14 protein-coding genes are annotated in these 16,607 nt (G+C 70.2%); 5 read left to right on the top strand and 9 right to left on the bottom strand.

Going from position 1 to position 16,607, the window contains the following annotated elements:
- From AA75_RS19945 to AA75_RS19920, 6 genes are all read right to left on the bottom strand, one after another.
- Window positions 1-2,698: AAA family ATPase (locus AA75_RS19945; RefSeq protein ID WP_033821478.1), on the bottom strand; the 2,698-nt coding region annotated here is incomplete at its 3' end.
- Between the two features lie 181 nt (window positions 2,699-2,879).
- Window positions 2,880-3,191, bottom strand: coding sequence for an acyl carrier protein (locus AA75_RS19940; protein WP_033821477.1), 312 nt, complete (start codon window positions 3,189-3,191; stop codon window positions 2,880-2,882).
- Window positions 3,192-3,239: 48 nt separating this feature from the next.
- Window positions 3,240-3,452, bottom strand: coding sequence for a hypothetical protein (locus tag AA75_RS19935; RefSeq protein ID WP_033821476.1), 213 nt, complete (start codon window positions 3,450-3,452; stop codon window positions 3,240-3,242).
- A gap of 114 nt (window positions 3,453-3,566) precedes the next feature.
- On the bottom strand, window positions 3,567-4,649 hold the full coding sequence (locus AA75_RS52145) for a M23 family metallopeptidase (RefSeq protein ID WP_051812833.1): 1,083 nt from the start codon (window positions 4,647-4,649) through the stop codon (window positions 3,567-3,569).
- 717 nt (window positions 4,650-5,366) lie between these two features.
- Window positions 5,367-5,567 (bottom strand): EF-hand domain-containing protein, encoded by a 201-nt coding sequence (locus AA75_RS19925; RefSeq protein ID WP_033821475.1) that lies wholly within the window; start codon window positions 5,565-5,567, stop codon window positions 5,367-5,369.
- Window positions 5,568-5,695: 128 nt separating this feature from the next.
- Window positions 5,696-6,610 carry a lysoplasmalogenase family protein gene (locus AA75_RS19920; RefSeq protein WP_199520366.1) on the bottom strand — a complete coding sequence of 305 codons (915 nt, stop codon included), beginning with the start codon at window positions 6,608-6,610 and terminating at the stop codon, window positions 5,696-5,698.
- A 37-nt stretch (window positions 6,611-6,647) separates the two neighbouring features.
- Between AA75_RS19920 and AA75_RS19915 the strand changes: the two genes are divergently transcribed.
- Complete coding sequence (locus tag AA75_RS19915; protein WP_033821474.1) at window positions 6,648-7,277, top strand: hypothetical protein; 630 nt, start codon at window positions 6,648-6,650, stop codon at window positions 7,275-7,277.
- Window positions 7,278-7,310: 33 nt separating this feature from the next.
- Here the strand turns inward: AA75_RS19915 and AA75_RS19910 are convergent, their stop codons facing one another.
- Window positions 7,311-8,525: an AMP-binding protein gene (locus AA75_RS19910; protein WP_082526670.1), complete on the bottom strand. Its 1,215-nt coding sequence runs from the start codon at window positions 8,523-8,525 to the stop codon at window positions 7,311-7,313.
- 474 nt (window positions 8,526-8,999) lie between these two features.
- On the opposite strand from AA75_RS19910, the gene AA75_RS19905 reads away from it, so the two are divergent.
- Window positions 9,000-10,214: a family 16 glycosylhydrolase gene (locus AA75_RS19905; protein WP_033821473.1), complete on the top strand. Its 1,215-nt coding sequence runs from the start codon at window positions 9,000-9,002 to the stop codon at window positions 10,212-10,214.
- Window positions 10,215-10,378: 164 nt separating this feature from the next.
- Here AA75_RS19905 and AA75_RS19900 read toward each other — a convergent pair whose 3' ends face one another.
- The gene (locus AA75_RS19900) at window positions 10,379-11,653 is read right to left on the bottom strand and encodes a lytic transglycosylase domain-containing protein (RefSeq protein ID WP_051812829.1); all 1,275 of its coding nucleotides are present in this window, start codon (window positions 11,651-11,653) and stop codon (window positions 10,379-10,381) included.
- Window positions 11,654-12,196: 543 nt separating this feature from the next.
- Here AA75_RS19900 and AA75_RS19895 point away from each other — a divergent pair.
- The 3 genes from AA75_RS19895 to AA75_RS19885 all read left to right on the top strand — a co-directional run bounded on the left by AA75_RS19895 (window position 12,197) and on the right by AA75_RS19885 (window position 16,064).
- On the top strand, window positions 12,197-14,428 hold the full coding sequence (locus AA75_RS19895; protein WP_233289101.1) for a M4 family metallopeptidase: 2,232 nt from the start codon (window positions 12,197-12,199) through the stop codon (window positions 14,426-14,428).
- A 216-nt stretch (window positions 14,429-14,644) separates the two neighbouring features.
- The gene (locus AA75_RS19890; protein ID WP_033821471.1) at window positions 14,645-15,079 is read left to right on the top strand and encodes a CBS domain-containing protein; all 435 of its coding nucleotides are present in this window, start codon (window positions 14,645-14,647) and stop codon (window positions 15,077-15,079) included.
- 553 nt (window positions 15,080-15,632) lie between these two features.
- Window positions 15,633-16,064 carry a hypothetical protein gene (locus tag AA75_RS19885; RefSeq protein WP_149038262.1) on the top strand — a complete coding sequence of 144 codons (432 nt, stop codon included), beginning with the start codon at window positions 15,633-15,635 and terminating at the stop codon, window positions 16,062-16,064.
- A gap of 31 nt (window positions 16,065-16,095) precedes the next feature.
- On the opposite strand, the gene AA75_RS19880 is transcribed toward AA75_RS19885, so the two are convergent.
- The gene (locus tag AA75_RS19880) at window positions 16,096-16,317 is read right to left on the bottom strand and encodes a hypothetical protein (RefSeq protein WP_033821469.1); all 222 of its coding nucleotides are present in this window, start codon (window positions 16,315-16,317) and stop codon (window positions 16,096-16,098) included.
- Between the last annotated feature and the right edge of the window lie 290 nt (window positions 16,318-16,607).

The raw sequence follows: 16,607 nt of genomic DNA, 5'->3' as shown, positions 1-16,607 counted from the left end.
CGGTCTTGGCACTGACGTAGAGCTCCTTGGCGATCTCCTGGTTGGTGAGACCCTGGGCGGCAAGGTGGGTGACCGCGCGTTCACGTTCGGTCAGCCGGGTGAGGACACCGAGCGGGCTGCGCACCGCGTCAGACGTGCCGATGCCGGCCATCTCCTGTTCTGCCCGCTGGGAGAACGGTGCGGCTCCCAACGCGTCGTAGCGGCCGCGAGCGGCCTGCAGATGGTCGGCGGCGGCTTGCGTCCTGCCCCTGGCCACGAGCACCCGGCCGCAGGCATGCTCGACGAAAGCCCGGTGAAGGGGCATGTCGTCCGCCGCCGCCGGAAGGCCGATGCCCTCGCGGTACCAACGCTCCGCCGCCTCGGGGTCCCGGTGGCCCTCGGCCAGCAGCCCCTCCAGCCACCGGATGCCCACCTGCAGACTGGGCACGTCGAGCGCCCGGATCTGCGCCAGGGTGCCGGAAGCCCGGTCCAGCTCGCCGACCCCGATCTGCGCCTGCGCGAACAGCGGCAGCCAGATCAACCGCCACGAGAACATACTGCCGGTCTGCGGACCCTCGTGAACCGGCTGCAGCGCCCGGAACATCCCGTCCAGGTCGTCCCGTGCCTGGGCGACCACCGCCGCGGCCATGGCCGGGTAGATCGAGTCGGAGAACACGGCGCTGCTGCGCGCCGCTTCCCTGGATGCCTCGCAGTGCTCCTCGGCCGCATCCCAACGCCCCTGTCCCGCAGCCACCATGGCGGCGACCGCCTGTCCCGGCGCCCGCCCGGACAACGGCCCGTTGGTGGCCGCCAGGCCGAGCGCACGCTCGGCGCTGACCAGTGCCTCCTCCCACCGGCCCGACCAGTACTGGTGCGAGGCCAGCATGAAGTAGTCCGTCGCCCGCACGTCCACGACCTGCCCGTCCCGCTGGCGTCTGGTCAGCGTCACCAGGTCCTGGGTGGCCCGGTGCAGGTAACCCATCGCTCCGCAGGCGATGCTCCTGGCACGGAGCAGCACGCTGTCCGGCACCGGCACCATCTCCGCGTCCTGCGACAGGCCGGGGTGGCGGGCCTCGAAGCCCTGTAGCGTCGGCCGCGGCCCGTCGATCCACTCCGAGGCGAGTACCCAGAGATATTCGGCGTAGCCGACGAACTGCGGGTCCGGTGGGCCCAGCTCCAGCGCCCTCCGCAGAGCCGGCAGGGCCTCCGCTCCCCTGCTCTGCCACACGAGGACCCCTCCGAGCCACAGCAGGGACAGGGCGGCGGTCTCGGTGTCCCCTCCCGCATCGGCCTGAGCCACCGCCTGGGTCAGCAGATCCTTGGCCACGCTGAAGCTTCCCCGCCCGAAGGCGAGTCGGCCCAGCACCCCGCTGCGCGCGGCGGAGGGCGTGCACTGGCTGACCGCATCTTCCAGGGCGAATCCCCGCGCGTAGTCGCTGACCTGGAGCAGCTGGGTGACGGCCGCCAGGAGGCGTTGTTCCTGGACCGGCCGGCTTTCGGACAGGTCTGCCGCCCAGAGCAGGAAGGTTGCGGCCCGGGCGCCTTGTCCGGCGGCGGCCTGCCGTTCGGCCTCGGTCTGCAGTTCGTCCGCCAGCGCCGCGTCGGAACGGTCGGTGGCCGCGACCCGGTGCGCCCAGGACGCGTTGACGTCGACCAACCGGGCGGCGGAGGCGTGGAGATGACGCCGCCGAGGAGGGGTGATCGTTTCGTAGACGGCGTCGCGCTGCAGATTGTGGCGCAGCTGCAGGAGGGTGGTGGCGGCCTCCGGCCACCATTCGACCAGGCCGGAGGCGAGGGCTGCCCCCAGGGCAGTGGCCGCGTCGGCGATCCCTGCGACTTCGGCGGCCACGGCGAGGGGGACCTGTGTGTCGAGGACGGCGAGGGCCTCGACGAGGCCCCGGGAGCTCTCGTCGAGGCCGGCAAGGATCTGACGCACGGTGGCCGCGAGCGATTCGGGAACCGGCAGGGTGCTCTGCGGGTCGGTCAGGTCGTCCGCCGGTACCTGGGTGAGCAGCGAGCGCACGTACAGGGGGTGGCCGCCGGTGTGGGCGCGCAGCCGCTCCGCCGCCCGGGTGGTCAGGCCCTCGGAGCCGGTGGCGCGGGCCAGCGCGAAGACCTCGGCCCGGTCCAGTCCGCGCAGGGTCACCGTGGTCGCGTGCTCGACTCCCGCGATCAGTCGCTCGGATGCCGTCTTCTCGCCGGCCCGGGCCCGGTCCGGCAGTGTCCCGCGGGAGCCGGTGCGGCTGGTGGCCACGAGCAGGACGCGTTCGCTCCACCACCGCCGTACGAGGAAGCGCAGCGTTCCCATGGACGCCTCGTCGATCCACTGGATGTCGTCGACGACCAGGACGACCGGCCGGCGTTCCTCGAGCGTGCCGAGCAGCCGGAGCAGTTGTGCTCCGACCTCGACCGGAGGGGCTCCTTCCGGGATGCGTGACAGCAGGGGGTAGTCCTGGAGGTCCGCCCGTGGGATTCGGCGCAGGAGCTGCTCCACCGCGCCGAACCGGTAGTCCTGCTCGGCCGGGTCGCAGACGGCCCACCACGGTGAGAAGTCGTCCAGGGCGGCCACGGTCTTGCGCACCAGGGCGGTCTTCCCGATTCCCGCCTCCCCCTGGACGACGACCAGCCAGGGCACGCCGTCGGCGGCCTTGGCGGCGCACCCGGCCACCACCGCGAGCTCCGCGGCACGCCCTACGAACTCGGTGTAGGCCGAATCCACCCTGGTGCCCCGCTCTCGTCTCCGGCTCCGGTACCTGCCTGGACAGCATCTGCATCCAATCCCAGTGGCACCGGCAGATGCCAGCAGAACACGCCCTCCCGCCGGTCGCGGTCTCATCTGCCGGTGTCCCGGTGCAGGGGTGCAGGGGTGCAGGGGGCCGGGGTGGTTCGTCAGGGTGGTGTCACGGATGCGGCGGGGATCCGCCGTTCCCGTGCCTGGGTGGCGCTGCGGGGGCCGTCGGATGCTGCTTGGTCCGGATGATTTCGACCGCGTTGCCCAGCGTTGTGAGCGAGCGGGTCTCATCGTCGGTTAGGGTGATGGCGAACCGGTTCTCGATACCTACGGCGAATTCGACCTGCGAGAGCGAGTCGAGATCCAGGGGAATGGATCTGCCGGCTGCGGTGCCGCTGGCCACCGTGAGGCCCAGGTAGTCCCGGATGATGTCGACGAGAACGGCGATGATGAACTTGTCGGGGCCGGGAGCGTACGACACGTTCCGATTCCTTCGCTGCGAATCGCTGGAGCGTTCCCGACGGATCATTCAGTCGCTGAGGTCGAGGGTGAGGTATCGGACCGGCCGGTCTGCGACCTCTCCGCCGATCTGCAGGTCCTTCGCGAGTATGGTGATCCTCCCGAGTTGAAGGAGGTCGGCGAGGACGTTCCTGTCCAGCTGCATCTGCGCTACGAAGTTCTCACCGTCCTCTTGCAGGTGAATCCCGATCTTCGCCCTCTGTTGGGCACCGTGGACGGGCATGGTTGCGGCTCCTGTCTTGAGCGGGTACGGACCGGTTCACCTCATACTCGCCGCCGGTCCCTGGGGCGGAGGTGCCGGAACGGACAGGCTTTCGCGCACCAGCGGCGGGATGGGTCAGAAATTGTCCGCGCCGTGGGACCGGAGGTAGGCGACGGGGTTGATCACCGCACCGTAGGAGTTCGCGGTGCGGATCTCGAAGTGCAGGTGGGGGCCGGTCGAGTTCCCGGTGTTGCCGGACCTGCCGATCTGCTCGCCGGCCTGCACCGTCTCGCCGGCCGTGACCGAGAGCCTGGACAGGTGGGCGTACTGGGCGAACTTACCGTCCTTCAGCCTGAGGACGATCTGCTGACCGTAGGCCCCGGCGTTGCCGGCGGACACGACGGTCGCGTCCGAGACGGCGAGGACGGCGGTTCCCACCGGCACTCCGAAGTCGGTACCGGTGTGGTAGCCGGCTGCATAGCCCGCGTCGGGCTTTCCGAACGGGTTGGTCACCCTGGCGCCGGGGACGGGGCTGGACCAGCCTTGACGCTTGGCGGAATCCGTCGGGGAGCTCGGCGCGGCGGCCTCGGGTGCGGCCTCGGGTGCGGCCTCGGGTGCGGCCTCGGGTTCGGTCGTGGATCCGGTGGTGGGTTCGGTGGTTCGTCCGGGCCTGGCGTGGGGTGCCGCCTTCGCCTCGTCACTGCCCTGCCTCGGGTGCGAGGGGGATTCCCGGCCGTCGGTCCGGGGGGTGTCGGCGGCGGCCGTGGAAGGCGCGGCGGGCTGCTCCTTCTGTGCGGGTCGCGAGGTCTCGGCGGGTTGGCTGTGCCGCGGCTGCGGTGCGGCCGTCTGTCCCGTGCCCGGTTCGGTGCGCGGGGAGAGGTTCGGCGCTATCGCGGCGTGCCGCTGCTCGGGGTGGCGGGAGGTCTGCCGGTAGGGCTTGGGCTCGGCGGTCTGGATCTGCCCGACGCTGGCGATCCGCTCACCGGGGCGGGTGAACGCCGAACTTCCGGGTGTGGTGGGGTGCACGGTCTGCGACTCCGGTCCGTGGACGGTCAGCATGAGGACGAGTGCGGTCGTCAGCGCGCCGACCCAGAGCGCACCACGGCGGTTCGTCCTCCACAGCGTCGACGGCGGGGCGCTCGTCAGGTCTGCGAGCATTCTCCGGCCGCGGCCGGCGGCATGGACGAGCCAGAGGGTGAGGACGGTGATCGGATGCATGGACAACACTCCAGATGCGCTTCCCGGACGCAAGCGGTGGCCTTCTCACAAGGACCGGGGCGCGGCCTTGATGGAAGCGGTACGTTCGGGGCCGACAGCTTCGGACCGTACGCACGGCCTGTGCGGCGCATCAAACAGCCTCGGAGCCCTCGTCAGGACCGCGGCGGACGAAAGGGCAGCGCCGATCCGCGGTGCCCGCCCACCCGTCGAGATGTCGTCGGAGCCCACGACCGGCGGGGCTCGGTACCCGCACGGGGATCAGTGGTCCGCCGCCGCGGACTCGGTACGGGCCGGGGTCGTGAACCGGTGGACGGCCGGGAAGGGAAGGCCCACTCTGCGCGGTGGGGAAGCCGGGGCCCGCGTTGCCGGTTGCGTGCTCTGCCCGAGCGGCTGCCCGATCTCCCGCGCCTGGTGGCCCCGCGGTTCCACCCTGCGCGTCGCGTCGCATCCCGTCGCGGCCCCGTCCGGTCGGTCGGCCGAGGACGACGGTGGCGTCGTCATGGCGATTGCGGAAGGCGCAGTTCGGCGGGCCGGGGTGGGCGGGCAGGTGAAGTTGCGGTGGCCCAGGACCTCGATGATGTGACGTCGCGTTACTCGGTCATGCGGTACGCACAGCGCGACTCGCCGCCACCGTGGGACGGCTCGGCCCGCGGTGGCCGACGACGAGGGCGGCCACCGCGCATGCGCCGTGGCCGCCCTCGTACGATCGGGACTCGTTCAGCGTGTGATCGCGTCGTACTCCTCGAAGCTGATCTTGTCGTCCCCGTTCTTGTCGGCGAGCTTCACGAAGGCATTCGCGTTGGCTTCGGAGATTTGCCCGCTGGGGGTCTGGAGGGCCTCCCTGAATTCCTTCGCGGTGATAAAACCGTCATGGTTGGTGTCGATGGCATCGAAATCGGCGCGCTTCTTGTCAGTCACAGGATCTCCCTCGGGGCAGCAAGTATTCCAGTACTAACCGAACTCGCAGCCGCCTGCCACCTGTGGAGACACCACGCCGGACCGGCCGCCACGGCGTCCCCGGTGCCGACAGCGCCGTCCTACGTGCCTTATGACGCATCCCCTGCTGGATCCCGGTCGGCCAGGGGCCGGGCCCCCTGCGAGAGGATGCCCTCCACGATCAGCCACTGGGCGATGTTGTAGGAGGAGAGGACGAACGTCTGGGCGGCGGCCTTCAGCCGTTCGTCGGTGAGCAGGCTCCGGCGGATCAGGATCGCCGTGTCGGAGAGCGCGAAGAGCACGGCACCACCTGCCAGCCAGGTGCGGCGGTCGGACGTCGGCCGGACGAAACCCGAGGCGGACGGTCCGAGGCGGGCCGGGCGCGGGTCCTGCGCGAGGGCGACTGTGGCGGCCAGCGTTCCGGCGTACACGCAGAGGGTGACCGGGACGCCGGGGCCCGTGCGCCCGCGCCGGATCGCCATGAGCCCCGTTGCCGCTGCCCACGCCGCCGCCGGCACCGCGGCGGTGCGGCGGGTGAACCGGTTGCCTCGACGCCACAGCAACCCGGAGTAGAGGAGCTGCATGGCACCGAATGCGGCCGCTCCGCGGATGATCTGGCCGTCGTCGTCCGACCGTGACATGTAGTAGTCACCCACACCGGCCGCGGCCAGGCCGGCGGCGAGCAGCGGCAGTTCGCCGGGGCGCAGCTCTCCTCGGCGGCGGAACGCCTTGAGCGCGAGGAGTGGCACCGCAACGGGCTTGGTCGCGAGCTGCAACGGCCGGTTGCCCGTCCTCGCCGCCCAGATTTCGCCGAAGGCGGCGGCTTGGAACAGGACTTCCTCCACCAGGCGTCGTCTGCCCACCCACATCTGTGCGGTCGCCTTCCTCTTCCGGTCGCTGCATTCCCACGGAGTACCGGGGGCGCGGACCGGGCCGCGCAGCATCGTCACACAACGGAAGACGTTGCGGTAGAGGCCGATCATGACCGCGTCAGGGCTATGGACGGTGGTGATCGCGTGCACCATACTCCGTGCTACCAATGAGTAGGAAAGCGGAGGACGCATGACCGAGCACGCCCGCCGAGCCTTTGAGCAGCTCCGCGAGACGGGCCACTTCCAGTGGTACGTCATTCCGATCCTGCTGGTCGTGCTGTACGTCTACGCGACGGAGGTCGAGCGCAGGAACTGGAACGTGCTCTTCGCGGGCCTCGCCCTGTGGGGTGCGGACTGGTTCAACGAGATCTGGAACAGCCTGGTGTTCCACGCCACGGGTCGCGCACCGATGTGGGGCGCCACGGGGCCGACGGCCTATCAGATCCTCATCGGGCTGAACATGGAGATCTGCCTGATGTTCGCGATCATGGGTGTGGTGGCAGCGAAGCTGCTGCCCGCCGATCGCCGCCTGCGGATAGCCGGGATTCCGAACCGCTACGTGTTCGCCGCGGTCAACTCCGCCCTGGCGGTGGGCGTCGAGGTCATGCTCAACAAGGCCGGTGTCCTGACCTGGGACTGGTCGTGGTGGCAGGCGGGCAGCCCGCTGCCGATCTGGCTGGCCGGCTACATGCCGCTGTTCCTCGCGTGTTTCTGGGTGTACGACATCCGCACCGTGCGGATGAAGGCGCTCGCGGTGGGCTGCCTCTTCGGGCTGGACGCCGTCGCCCTCGCGGTGTTCGGTTTCCTGGGGTGGCTGTGAAGCACGCGCACGGGCCGGGTGCCGGGTAGGCCGCTACTCCCGTGTCTCCATCCGGAGAACCTTGTGGACACCGTCTTCACCCACCACGTCACCGTCCGCCAAGGAACGGCTCGGGAGTCTTTTCAGCAACGCCCTGTCCACCTGCCCGGCCGGCCCGCAGGGCAGGGAGTCGAGCACGATCAGCTGGCGGGGCGCCCGGTACCACGCCGAGTCCGCCATCACGTGCCGCCGCAGCTCCGACAGCGACGGCACCCGGGCGCCGTCGTCCGGTACGACGATCGCCACGATGCGCTCCGCCCCTACGTCGTCGGGGAATCCGACGACCGCGCAGTCGCGAACGTGCTCGTGGCGGCGCAGGGAGCTCTCCACGTCCGCGGCAGACACCTCGACTCCACCGCTGGAGATCACGTCGTCCGCCCGGCGGACCACCTTCAGGGTCCCGTCGGCCTCCCAGCCGCCGATGTCCGCCGCCCGGAAGTAGCCGCTGCGGAACCGTGACGCGGTCCTCACGGGATCCAGCCGGTAGCGCGAGGCGACCCCGGCCCCGCCGATCTCGATCCGGCCGCCGGCTCCCAGCCGGATCCGCACGTGGTCGAGCGGCACGCCGTCCACGACGCACCCGCCGCACGTCTCGGTCATGCCGTAGCTCAGCCTGAGCTGAGCCCCGGCGTCACGGGCCCGGTGAACCAGGTGCCCGGGTGTCCGGCTCGTCCCGACGAGTATGCCGTCCAGAGCGGACAGATCAGCCCCGGCCTCCAGCAGGCGTTCCAGCTGGGTCGGGACGAGCGCGGTGAAGTGCCGGACACCGGGATCCATCCGGTCCACGGCGCGCAGGAATTCACGCGGGTCGAATCGGCCCGGATCCATCACGACCGGGGGGATCCCCGCCACCCACGAGCGGACCATCGCCTGCATCCCGCCGATGTGCGAACACGGCAGGGCGACCAGCCACTGGCCCGGCCCGCCGAGCCGTTCGTGCATTCCCGCGGCGGCACGGCGCAGGGCCTCCGCGGACAGCTCGACCCCCTTGGGGTCCCCGGGCGGCCCCGAGGTCATCATGATGAGCGCGGTGTCCTCCGCGGCGCCCCTCTCCGGTGCCATTCTCCTGAGGTCGCCACCCGTGCCCGGGCCGCCCGGGACCACCAGCAGGGCCTCGGCCGATCCGTTCAGTGCGGCCTCGACCAGCCGTCCCATCCGCCGGGGGGCCCGGTGTGCAAGCTCGGGCGGCACGGTTCTCACTCGTCGCATGGGAGGTCACACCCTCAGAAACGCCACGTGAGGTCCCTTCAGCCGGGCTCCGATGTGCAGGGAGAGCGTCGCCCCGGCAGGCTCCGGCCTTCGTCGTCGGAGCGCGGGCACGCCGGGTACACCAAGTCTGGTGCCGCTCTTGGGGCCTGCCGTGCCCACGCGAGCAGCGGTGCGGGCAGGAGATCGAGCCTGCCGGGCACTCCTTCCCGTCGTACTCCGTTCGTACTCCGTCGGCGGAACGAGACTGAACGACCGTCACCGTCACCGTCGTCGGCCGACGCCGGCCCTGCGCAGCCGCCGGAGTGTGCCGGCTCCCGCCCATCCGGTACATACCTCCTGCACAGCCGGGCAGTATCGCCGCAGTCCTCCGAACAGCGAACCCCGTTGCACCTACGCTGACTTGCCCCAGAGCCTCCGGGTCACCCCTGACGCGATCCGCGAGCAACCTGCGAGCAGTCTTCCGGAGGTATCCCTGTGCGTAAGATCCGCAATGCAGCCATCGCCACCGCGGCGGTCGGTGGTGTCCTGCTCGTCTCCACATCCGTCTCGTGGGCGGCGCAGTCCACCCCGCTGCCTGTTGTCGTGGACAAGCTCACGTTCACCCCACAGCCCGTCGCCCCGGACAGTTCCACGAGCGCGAAGCTCACCGTTCACTCCATCAACAGCAGGACCTGCGTCAAAACCAAGGCGTTGACGGTGGCTGTTCGCGACGCTTCGGGAAAGAACGTCGACTTCCCAGGCGCGGTCAACAACGTCTCGATCTGTTCGAACGGCTACACGCTCACCACCGGTCAGCGTACTTTCGACGCCGGCACGTACACGGTCTTCGGGTCGTACCAGGACAGCACGGGGTGGCATCCCCTGCCCAGCCAGACCCTCACCGTCGCGAAGACCCCGGCGCCGACGCCCAGTCCCACGCCCACGCCCACGCCCACACCAACGCCCAGTCCCACGCCCCCGACCGACGGGAACCCCACGGGCATTCCGGGCACCTGGCACCAGGTCTTCAACGACGACTTCACCGGCACCACGCTGGACAACTCGAAGTGGCGGGCGGGATGGTTCGGGGACGGCGTCACGGCCCCGGTGAACGCCGGCAACGAATCGCAGTGCTACGACGCCAAGAACGCAACGGTCTCGGACGGAAGCCTGCACCTGACGGCCGTTCCGGTCGAAAGCACCTGCACGTCCAAAAACACCGTCCTGAAGCAGAAAAACACCTCGGGGCTGGTGTCGACCAATCCGCATGACGGGCGGGCCTCGGGCGGCTTCGAATTCACCTACGGAGCGATGGAGGCCAGGATATACCTGCCCGGCTCGGGCTCGAGGATCGCGAACTGGCCGGCCTTCTGGACCGACGGCCAGGACTGGCCGAACACCGGCGAGCTGGACGTGATGGAGGGCCTCGGCGACGGCCAGGCCTGCTACCACTTCCACTACTCCACGTCGGGTGCTCCCGGCGGCTGTGCGACCGGGGACTTCACCGGCTGGCACACCTTCGGCGCCGACTGGAGCCCGGGCTCGGTCACGTACTACTACGACGGTGTGAAGGTCGGCCAGATCACCAACGGCATCACCTCGTCGCCCATGTACGTGATCCTGAACAACGCCGTGTACAGCGGGAGTGGCGCCGTCACGTCCTTGCCGGCGGACATGCAGGTCGACTATGTCCGGGTCTGGCAGCACTAGCGACCGACGGAAGGCACATCACCGGGCCTGACCGGCGGACCGGCATCGTCGAGGATCCGGTCGGAGGCGCCGCAGCGGAGACGAGTACTCCACTGCGGCGCCTCTTCGGCGGTGGTGGACGCGGTACCGCCCCATCGGGAGGAGGCCGTGCCGGGGGCCGGTGCTCAGGGGGTGGGCGACTCCGCCGTCCCGGACGGGCTCTCGGTGCCGGGCGTCCCGGTGTCCTCGCTGCCCGCCGTGGTGGAGTCGGTCGTCTCCGGTGTGCCGGTGGCCGGCTCGGGCGTGGCCTCCTGCGAGGGGGCGGGGGCTTCCTGCTCCGCGGTGGCTGCGGAGGATTCGGCCGCGGCGGTGGGGGTCTCGGTCGTGGGCGTGGTCGTGGGTGTGTCCGTGGGTGTGTCCGATGTGCTGGGCGATGCGGAGCTCTCCGCGGCCGCCGGGGAGGTCGGGCTCTCGGACGGGACGGCCGACTCCGCCGTGGCGACGGGTGCGGTGGCGGCGGGTTCGGCCGTGGGGGGCTGGGCCGTGCCTGCGGGGGCGTCGGCCGTCGTCGTGACGGCTCCTCCGGAGGTGTACTGGCGGATCCAGCTCAGGACGACCGTGAGGTAGGCGTCGGAGTGGTTGTAGGCGAGGATGGCCTTGTTGAGCCCCTCGGGGGTGCTCAGGTCGCCGCCTGCGGCGCAGAGGTAACGGGCCGCGGCCAGTGCCGCGTCGTAGATGTTCTGCGGGTCGGGTACGGCGCCGGGGCGTTCGGTCTGTCCCCAGCGCTCCCACGAGGAGGGGATGAACTGCATCGGCCCCACCGCCCGGTCCCACGTCGTGTCGCCGTCCAGCGTGCCTTCGTCGGTGTCGCCTATCGCGGCGGTCCCGGACGACCCGTTCAGCACGGGGCCGAGGATGGCGGGGGCCGCCGTACCGTCGCTGGTCAGCCTGCCCCCTGACGCGTGGTTGGACTCGACCTTCCCGATCCCGGCCGTCATCTGCCAGGTGAGATGGCAGCTGGGCAGGCTCGATGCCATGGCACTCTCGGCGAGGTGGTAGGCGGCGAGGACGGTGACGGGGATCGAGCTGCCGCCCGGGTTGATCTGCTGTCGTGCGGATCCCGGCTGCGCGCCCGTGCCTGCGCCCGTGCCTGCCGCGGACGGTGACTCGCTGTCCGGTGTGGCCATGAAGGGTGCGGGGCCGCCGCCGTCGACGCCGGTGTCCGGCTCGCTGGATCCGGCGGACCCGGCGGACGGTTTTGCGGCGCTGTCGTCGGAGAGGGCCAGCATGGGCCAGACCGGGAGGGTCGCGAGGGTCAGGACGGCCAGCAGGGCCGGTGCCCTGCGCCGGGTCTTCGTCAGCGGTTTCCCGAGGCGCAGCCGGGCGGCGTGTCGGGCCCGGATCCCGGTGGGCCCGTGATGAGGGATGATCACGGGCCCGCGGACGGGCCAGGACGGCATCGTGTGCCGGGTGCGCACCCTGGGGGCCGCGACACGCGGTGATGGTTTCGGCGAGTCGGTGCCCATCGGTCTCCCATGATCGGGATGCTCGGACCGAGCCGGGGCACGCGAGTGTCCGACCACGGCCGTAGGGACGCGGAGTCGGCCGGTGGTCGGCTCCGCCTGACGAGTCTGGCCGCAGGGCGTTCGTCTCCGCAGGGGCGATCGGGCGGCCTTTCGGTCCGCCTCGGGTGCACCTTCAGTGATCCGTCGTGGGTGGCCGGCGACCGCGGCGAGCTTCTCGTTTGCCTCATCAGTCCTCCCCCATAACCTCCGGTTCTCCAGTTTCACGACCTAATGACATGTCTTTGACAAAGTGCGACCCTTTCGGGACGCGTGACTCCGTCATTCGGTTCCCCGGCCCCACATGGCCTCCTGGCGGTCCGCCACGCGCTCATGCGCCTTCCGCTCGATCCGGTCGGCATCCGTCCGGCCGGCTCCCCAGCCCGAACCGGGCCGCCAGAAGGAGTTCCGTTGAGACGTCAATCCCCCACGATCGTCGGCGTGAGTGCCTGGCTCGTCGGCGCCGCCCTGCTCGCCGTCAGCCTCCCCACCGCCGCCCACGCCGCCGCCGGCTCGGCCCCGGCGCCGAACGTGCGGCCCGCAGCCGGCGCCCTGGCCGCCGACCTCGGCCCGGAGCAGCAGTCCGCGCTGCTCACCTCGGCGGCGGCATCCGCCCAGCGGACGGCCGAGGCCCTGCAACTGGGCCCACAGGAGAAGCTCCTGCCGCGCTCGGTGCTCAAGGACGCCGACGGCACCCTGCACACCCGGTACGAACGCACCTTCGCCGGCCTGCCGGTGCTCGGCGGCGACCTGGTGGTGCACCAGGCCGGCAACGGTTCCCTCAAGGGCGTCACCAAGGCCACCGAGGGTTCGGTGGCGGTCCCGTCCACCACTCCGGCGCGGAGCGCCGCCTCCGCGCAGGAGCTGGCCCTCGGCCGGGCCGGCGCCGAGGGTTCCACCGCGACCAAGGCCGACTCGACGCGGACGGTGGTGTGGGCCGCGACCGGCACCCCGGTCCTCGCCTGGGAGACCGTGGTCGGCGGTCTCCAGGACGACGGCACGCCGAGCGAGCTGCACGTGATCACCGACGCCACCAGCGGCGCCAAGCTGTACGAGTACCAGGCCGTGGAAACCGGCCTCGGCACCGGCCAGTACAACGGCCCGGTGACCATCGGCACCACCGCCTCCGGCACCGCCTGGACGATGACGGACGGCGGGCGCGGCGGGCACAAGACCTACGACCTCAACGGCGGCACCTCCGGCACGGGCACCCTGTACACCGACCCGGACGACGTCTGGGGCGACGGGCTTCAGAGCAACCGCCAGACTGCCGGCGTCGACGCCGCGTTCGGAGCCCAGGCGACCTGGGACTTCTACAAGGACGTGTTCGGCCGCACCGGCATCCGCAACGACGGGGTGGGCGCCTACTCGCGGGTCCACTACGGCAACGCCTACGTCAACGCCTTCTGGAGCGACTCCTGCTTCTGCATGACCTACGGCGACGGCTCGGGCAACGCCAACCCGCTGACGGCGCTGGACGTCGCCGCACACGAGATGACCCACGGTGTCACGGCCGCCACCGCCAGGCTGGTCTACAGCGGTGAGTCCGGCGGTCTGAACGAGGCGACCTCCGACATCATGGCCGCCGCCGTGGAGTTCAACGCCGGCACCGCCACCGACCCCGGTGACTACCTGGTCGGCGAGAAGATCAACATCTACGGGGACGGCAAGCCCCTGCGCTACATGGACAAGCCCTCCAAGGACGGCAAGTCGAAGGACTCCTGGTACTCGGGCATCAGCTCGATCGACGTCCACTACTCCTCGGGCCCGGCCAACCACTGGTTCTACCTGGCCTCCGAGGGCAGCGGCGCCAAGGTCGTCAACGGCGTCGCGTACGACAGCCCCACCTCCGACGGCCTGCCGGTCACCGGGATCGGCCGCGACGCGGCGCAGCGGATCTGGTACCGGGCGCTGTCGACGTACATGACCTCCACCACCAACTACGCGGCCGCCCGCACGGCGACCCTGCAGGCTGCGGCGGACCTGTACGGGCTGAACAGCGTCACCTACGTCAACGTCGCCAACGCCTGGGCCGGCATCAACGTCGGTCCCCGGATGGCGCTGGGTGTCTCGGTGACCAGCCCCGGCACGCAGACCAGCGCCCTGGACTCCGCCGTCAACCTGCAGATCGCGGCCGGCAGCACCAACCCGGGGGCGCTGTCCTACTCCGCCACGGGCCTGCCCGAGGGGCTGTCGATCGACCCGTCCACCGGTCTGGTGACCGGTACCCCCGCCGCCCTGGGCACCAGCGCGGTGACGGTGACGGTGGCCGATGAGACCGGTGCGAGTTCCACGGCGAGCTTCACCTGGAACGTGGTGGCCTTCATCACCACCTTCGAGAACGCCACCGCCGTGTCGATCCCGGACCACGGCGACGCGGTGTACTCGGACATCCCCGTCAGCCGGATCGAGGGGAACGCGCCGACCGCTCTCAAGGTGGACGTGGACATCCGGCACACGTACCGCGGTGACCTGGCCATCGACCTGGTGGCCCCGGACGGCACCGCCTACCGGCTGAAGGACGTCAGCGTCGGGGACTCCGAGGACGACGTGATCGCCACGTACACGGTGGACGCCTCGAAGGTGGTCGCCGCCGGCACCTGGAGGCTGAAGGTCCAGGACCTCTACTCCATCGACACCGGCTACATCAACAGCTGGAAGCTGACGTTCTGACGCACGGCGAGCACCACCGGCGGTAGATCCGCCACCTGTGCGGGGAGGGCCCTCGAACCGGCGCGAGGGCCCTCCCTTCCGTCGTATCCCGAGGGAGATTCGCGGATCCGGCACCCCGGGGAGGCGCTCCCCGCGCGAGGGGGACGGGCCGCATCTACGGTGTGAGCACAGTTGCACTCCGTGCCTTCACCGGCGCGCCCGAGAAAGAGGAACACTGTGATTACAGCACGTGACATCATGTCCAACGGCGCCCAGTGCATCAACGCCGACCAGACCCTGATGGACGCTTCGCGGATGATGCGCGAGATGGGCGTCGGCGCCCTGCCGATCTGCGGGCCCGACAAGAAGCTCAAGGGCATGATCACGGACCGTGACATCGTCACCCGGTGTATCGCCGAGGGCAAGGATCCGTCGATGATGAAGGCCATGGAGCTGGCGGGTCACCTGCACTGTGTGAGGGCGGACGACTCCATGGACGAGGTGCTGAAGAAGATGGAGCAGCACCAGATCCGGCGGATGCCGGTGATCGACAACGACCGGCTGGTCGGCATGATCAGCGAGGCCGACCTGGCGATGGGCCACCGCGAGGGCGGACGGCTGACCGATCAGCAGATCATCGAGTTCATGGACAGCGTCTACGCCAAGCGTTGACCGGTACCGTTCGCGCCGGTCCGGCCGCCCTGGCCGGACCGGCGCCGTACGTCGTCGTGCGAGCGCCCCTCCGCCCGGGCAGGCCGGGCAGGCCGGGCAGGCCGGTGCACCAGGGCATCGAAACCCGCACGAAGGGGTGCTCGGCCGGTACCGGTGGACACCCCGTCACCGCGGTGACACTGGGGAGATCCGTCCTGCATGTGCAGACGTTCTCCATCTTTCCGGCGGGAGAGAAGATGAACTGGCGATCTTCGATCGACACCATCATGAGATGGTCCAGCCCCGGGGGCTCGCCGTGGGCCTCGTTGAAACGGCGCTTCAACGCGAAGAAATCCGATATGCAGGGGCGTATCTCCAGGCATCTGCCACGGAATACGCTGCCAAGGTGATCTCCGAAGGATGAGACCCCGCAGGGGGCATGACGCCGCCCCGCCGCCCACCGGCGCCGCCAGCGCTGCAGGGGAGGCCGCCCGACGCTATGATGATCAGGCTTCATCATGAATCGATCGGCGCAGCGACTCACCGATTCACCGTGGACGGCCTGAGGAGTCACATGCCAGGGCTGATTGCGAAATCCGGGGACCTGCTCGTCCCCATGTTCGCTCCGGTCATATTCCTGCCACCGACACTGCCTATCATCGGCACCTCGGCCATTCTCGTCAACGGACTTCCGGCATGCCTTCTCGAGGATCTCGAGTTGTCGGTGGCAGAGCCGGTCGAATATACCGAGCCGCCACTTTTCCTCACCCCCGGCATGGGAATATTCGAGCTCATCCCCACCCCCGCGAATTTCACCGAGCGCACCCTCACCATGCTGGGGCCGCTCGCCATCATCGAAGCCCCCATCCCGGCTCTCTTCACGGTGGTCGTTCCGGCCTTCAACCCGGCGACCATCCCGGCCCCCACACCGGATCTGGTCATCGAGAAGCCGGGAGAGTTCGAGATCGTCCCGGCGCCGCCGGCGCCTGCCGTCCTCGCGGGGTGAGCCGAGGTCCGGCTGCGCCGGCGGCGGACGGTCAGTACCCCAGAAGCTTGAGAATCCACGCCGGAAGAGCGCTCGCCGGCACGGTCCCGGTATTCCCCTTCACCTGGCCGTTGGTACAGGTCTGATTGCCGGCGGGGCCGCCGTTGAAGGAATTACCGCACACGTTCACCGTGGTTGCGGCGCTGGCGGCGGTGACCGTACCCGTCATCAGCAGAAGAGCGGTAGCGCCCACCATTGCGATCTTCTTCTTCATCGCACACCTCGTTTCTCCGTCGGTACCAACCCAGTCTGGCGACCGGTGGAACGGCGCCGGATCCCGATCGACTACACCCCCGGGCAGTCAGGCCTGACCGAAGGACTGCTCGGGACGCTCCGGCACGCCGGCGACCCCCGGCATGAGGCGGTACCCTCACGCAGCCCGGATCGGACCGCCCCGCGACGGGCAGCCCGACGTCAACCGGCGGGCCGCGGAAGTCAACGAGTCGGCCGGTGCGAGCAATGCCGCGGCGGCGGGCCGCTTCTACCGTCGGTACCGCCGGCGGC

Source organism: Kitasatospora sp. MBT63, from assembly GCF_000710465.2.
In the GTDB taxonomy this organism is placed as follows: domain Bacteria; phylum Actinomycetota; class Actinomycetes; order Streptomycetales; family Streptomycetaceae; genus Kitasatospora.
The sequence above is the reverse complement of the archived record's forward strand: the minus strand, read 5'-3'. Positions and strand labels throughout refer to the sequence as shown.

Excerpts from the sequence above, each read along its gene's own strand:
- AA75_RS52145 (WP_051812833.1), bottom strand. The coding sequence starts at position 4,649 with ATGCATCCGATCACCGTCCTCACCCTCTGGCTCGTCCATGCCGCCGGC.
- AA75_RS19920 (WP_199520366.1), bottom strand. The coding sequence starts at position 6,610 with ATGGTGCACGCGATCACCACCGTCCATAGCCCTGACGCGGTCATGATC.
- AA75_RS19885 (WP_149038262.1), top strand. The coding sequence starts at position 15,633 with ATGCCAGGGCTGATTGCGAAATCCGGGGACCTGCTCGTCCCCATGTTC.
- AA75_RS19910 (WP_082526670.1), bottom strand. The coding sequence starts at position 8,525 with ATGCGACGAGTGAGAACCGTGCCGCCCGAGCTTGCACACCGGGCCCCC.
- AA75_RS19935 (WP_033821476.1), bottom strand. The coding sequence starts at position 3,452 with ATGCCCGTCCACGGTGCCCAACAGAGGGCGAAGATCGGGATTCACCTG.
- AA75_RS19880 (WP_033821469.1), bottom strand. The coding sequence starts at position 16,317 with ATGAAGAAGAAGATCGCAATGGTGGGCGCTACCGCTCTTCTGCTGATG.
- AA75_RS19900 (WP_051812829.1), bottom strand. The coding sequence starts at position 11,653 with ATGCCGTCCTGGCCCGTCCGCGGGCCCGTGATCATCCCTCATCACGGG.
- AA75_RS19915 (WP_033821474.1), top strand. The coding sequence starts at position 6,648 with ATGACCGAGCACGCCCGCCGAGCCTTTGAGCAGCTCCGCGAGACGGGC.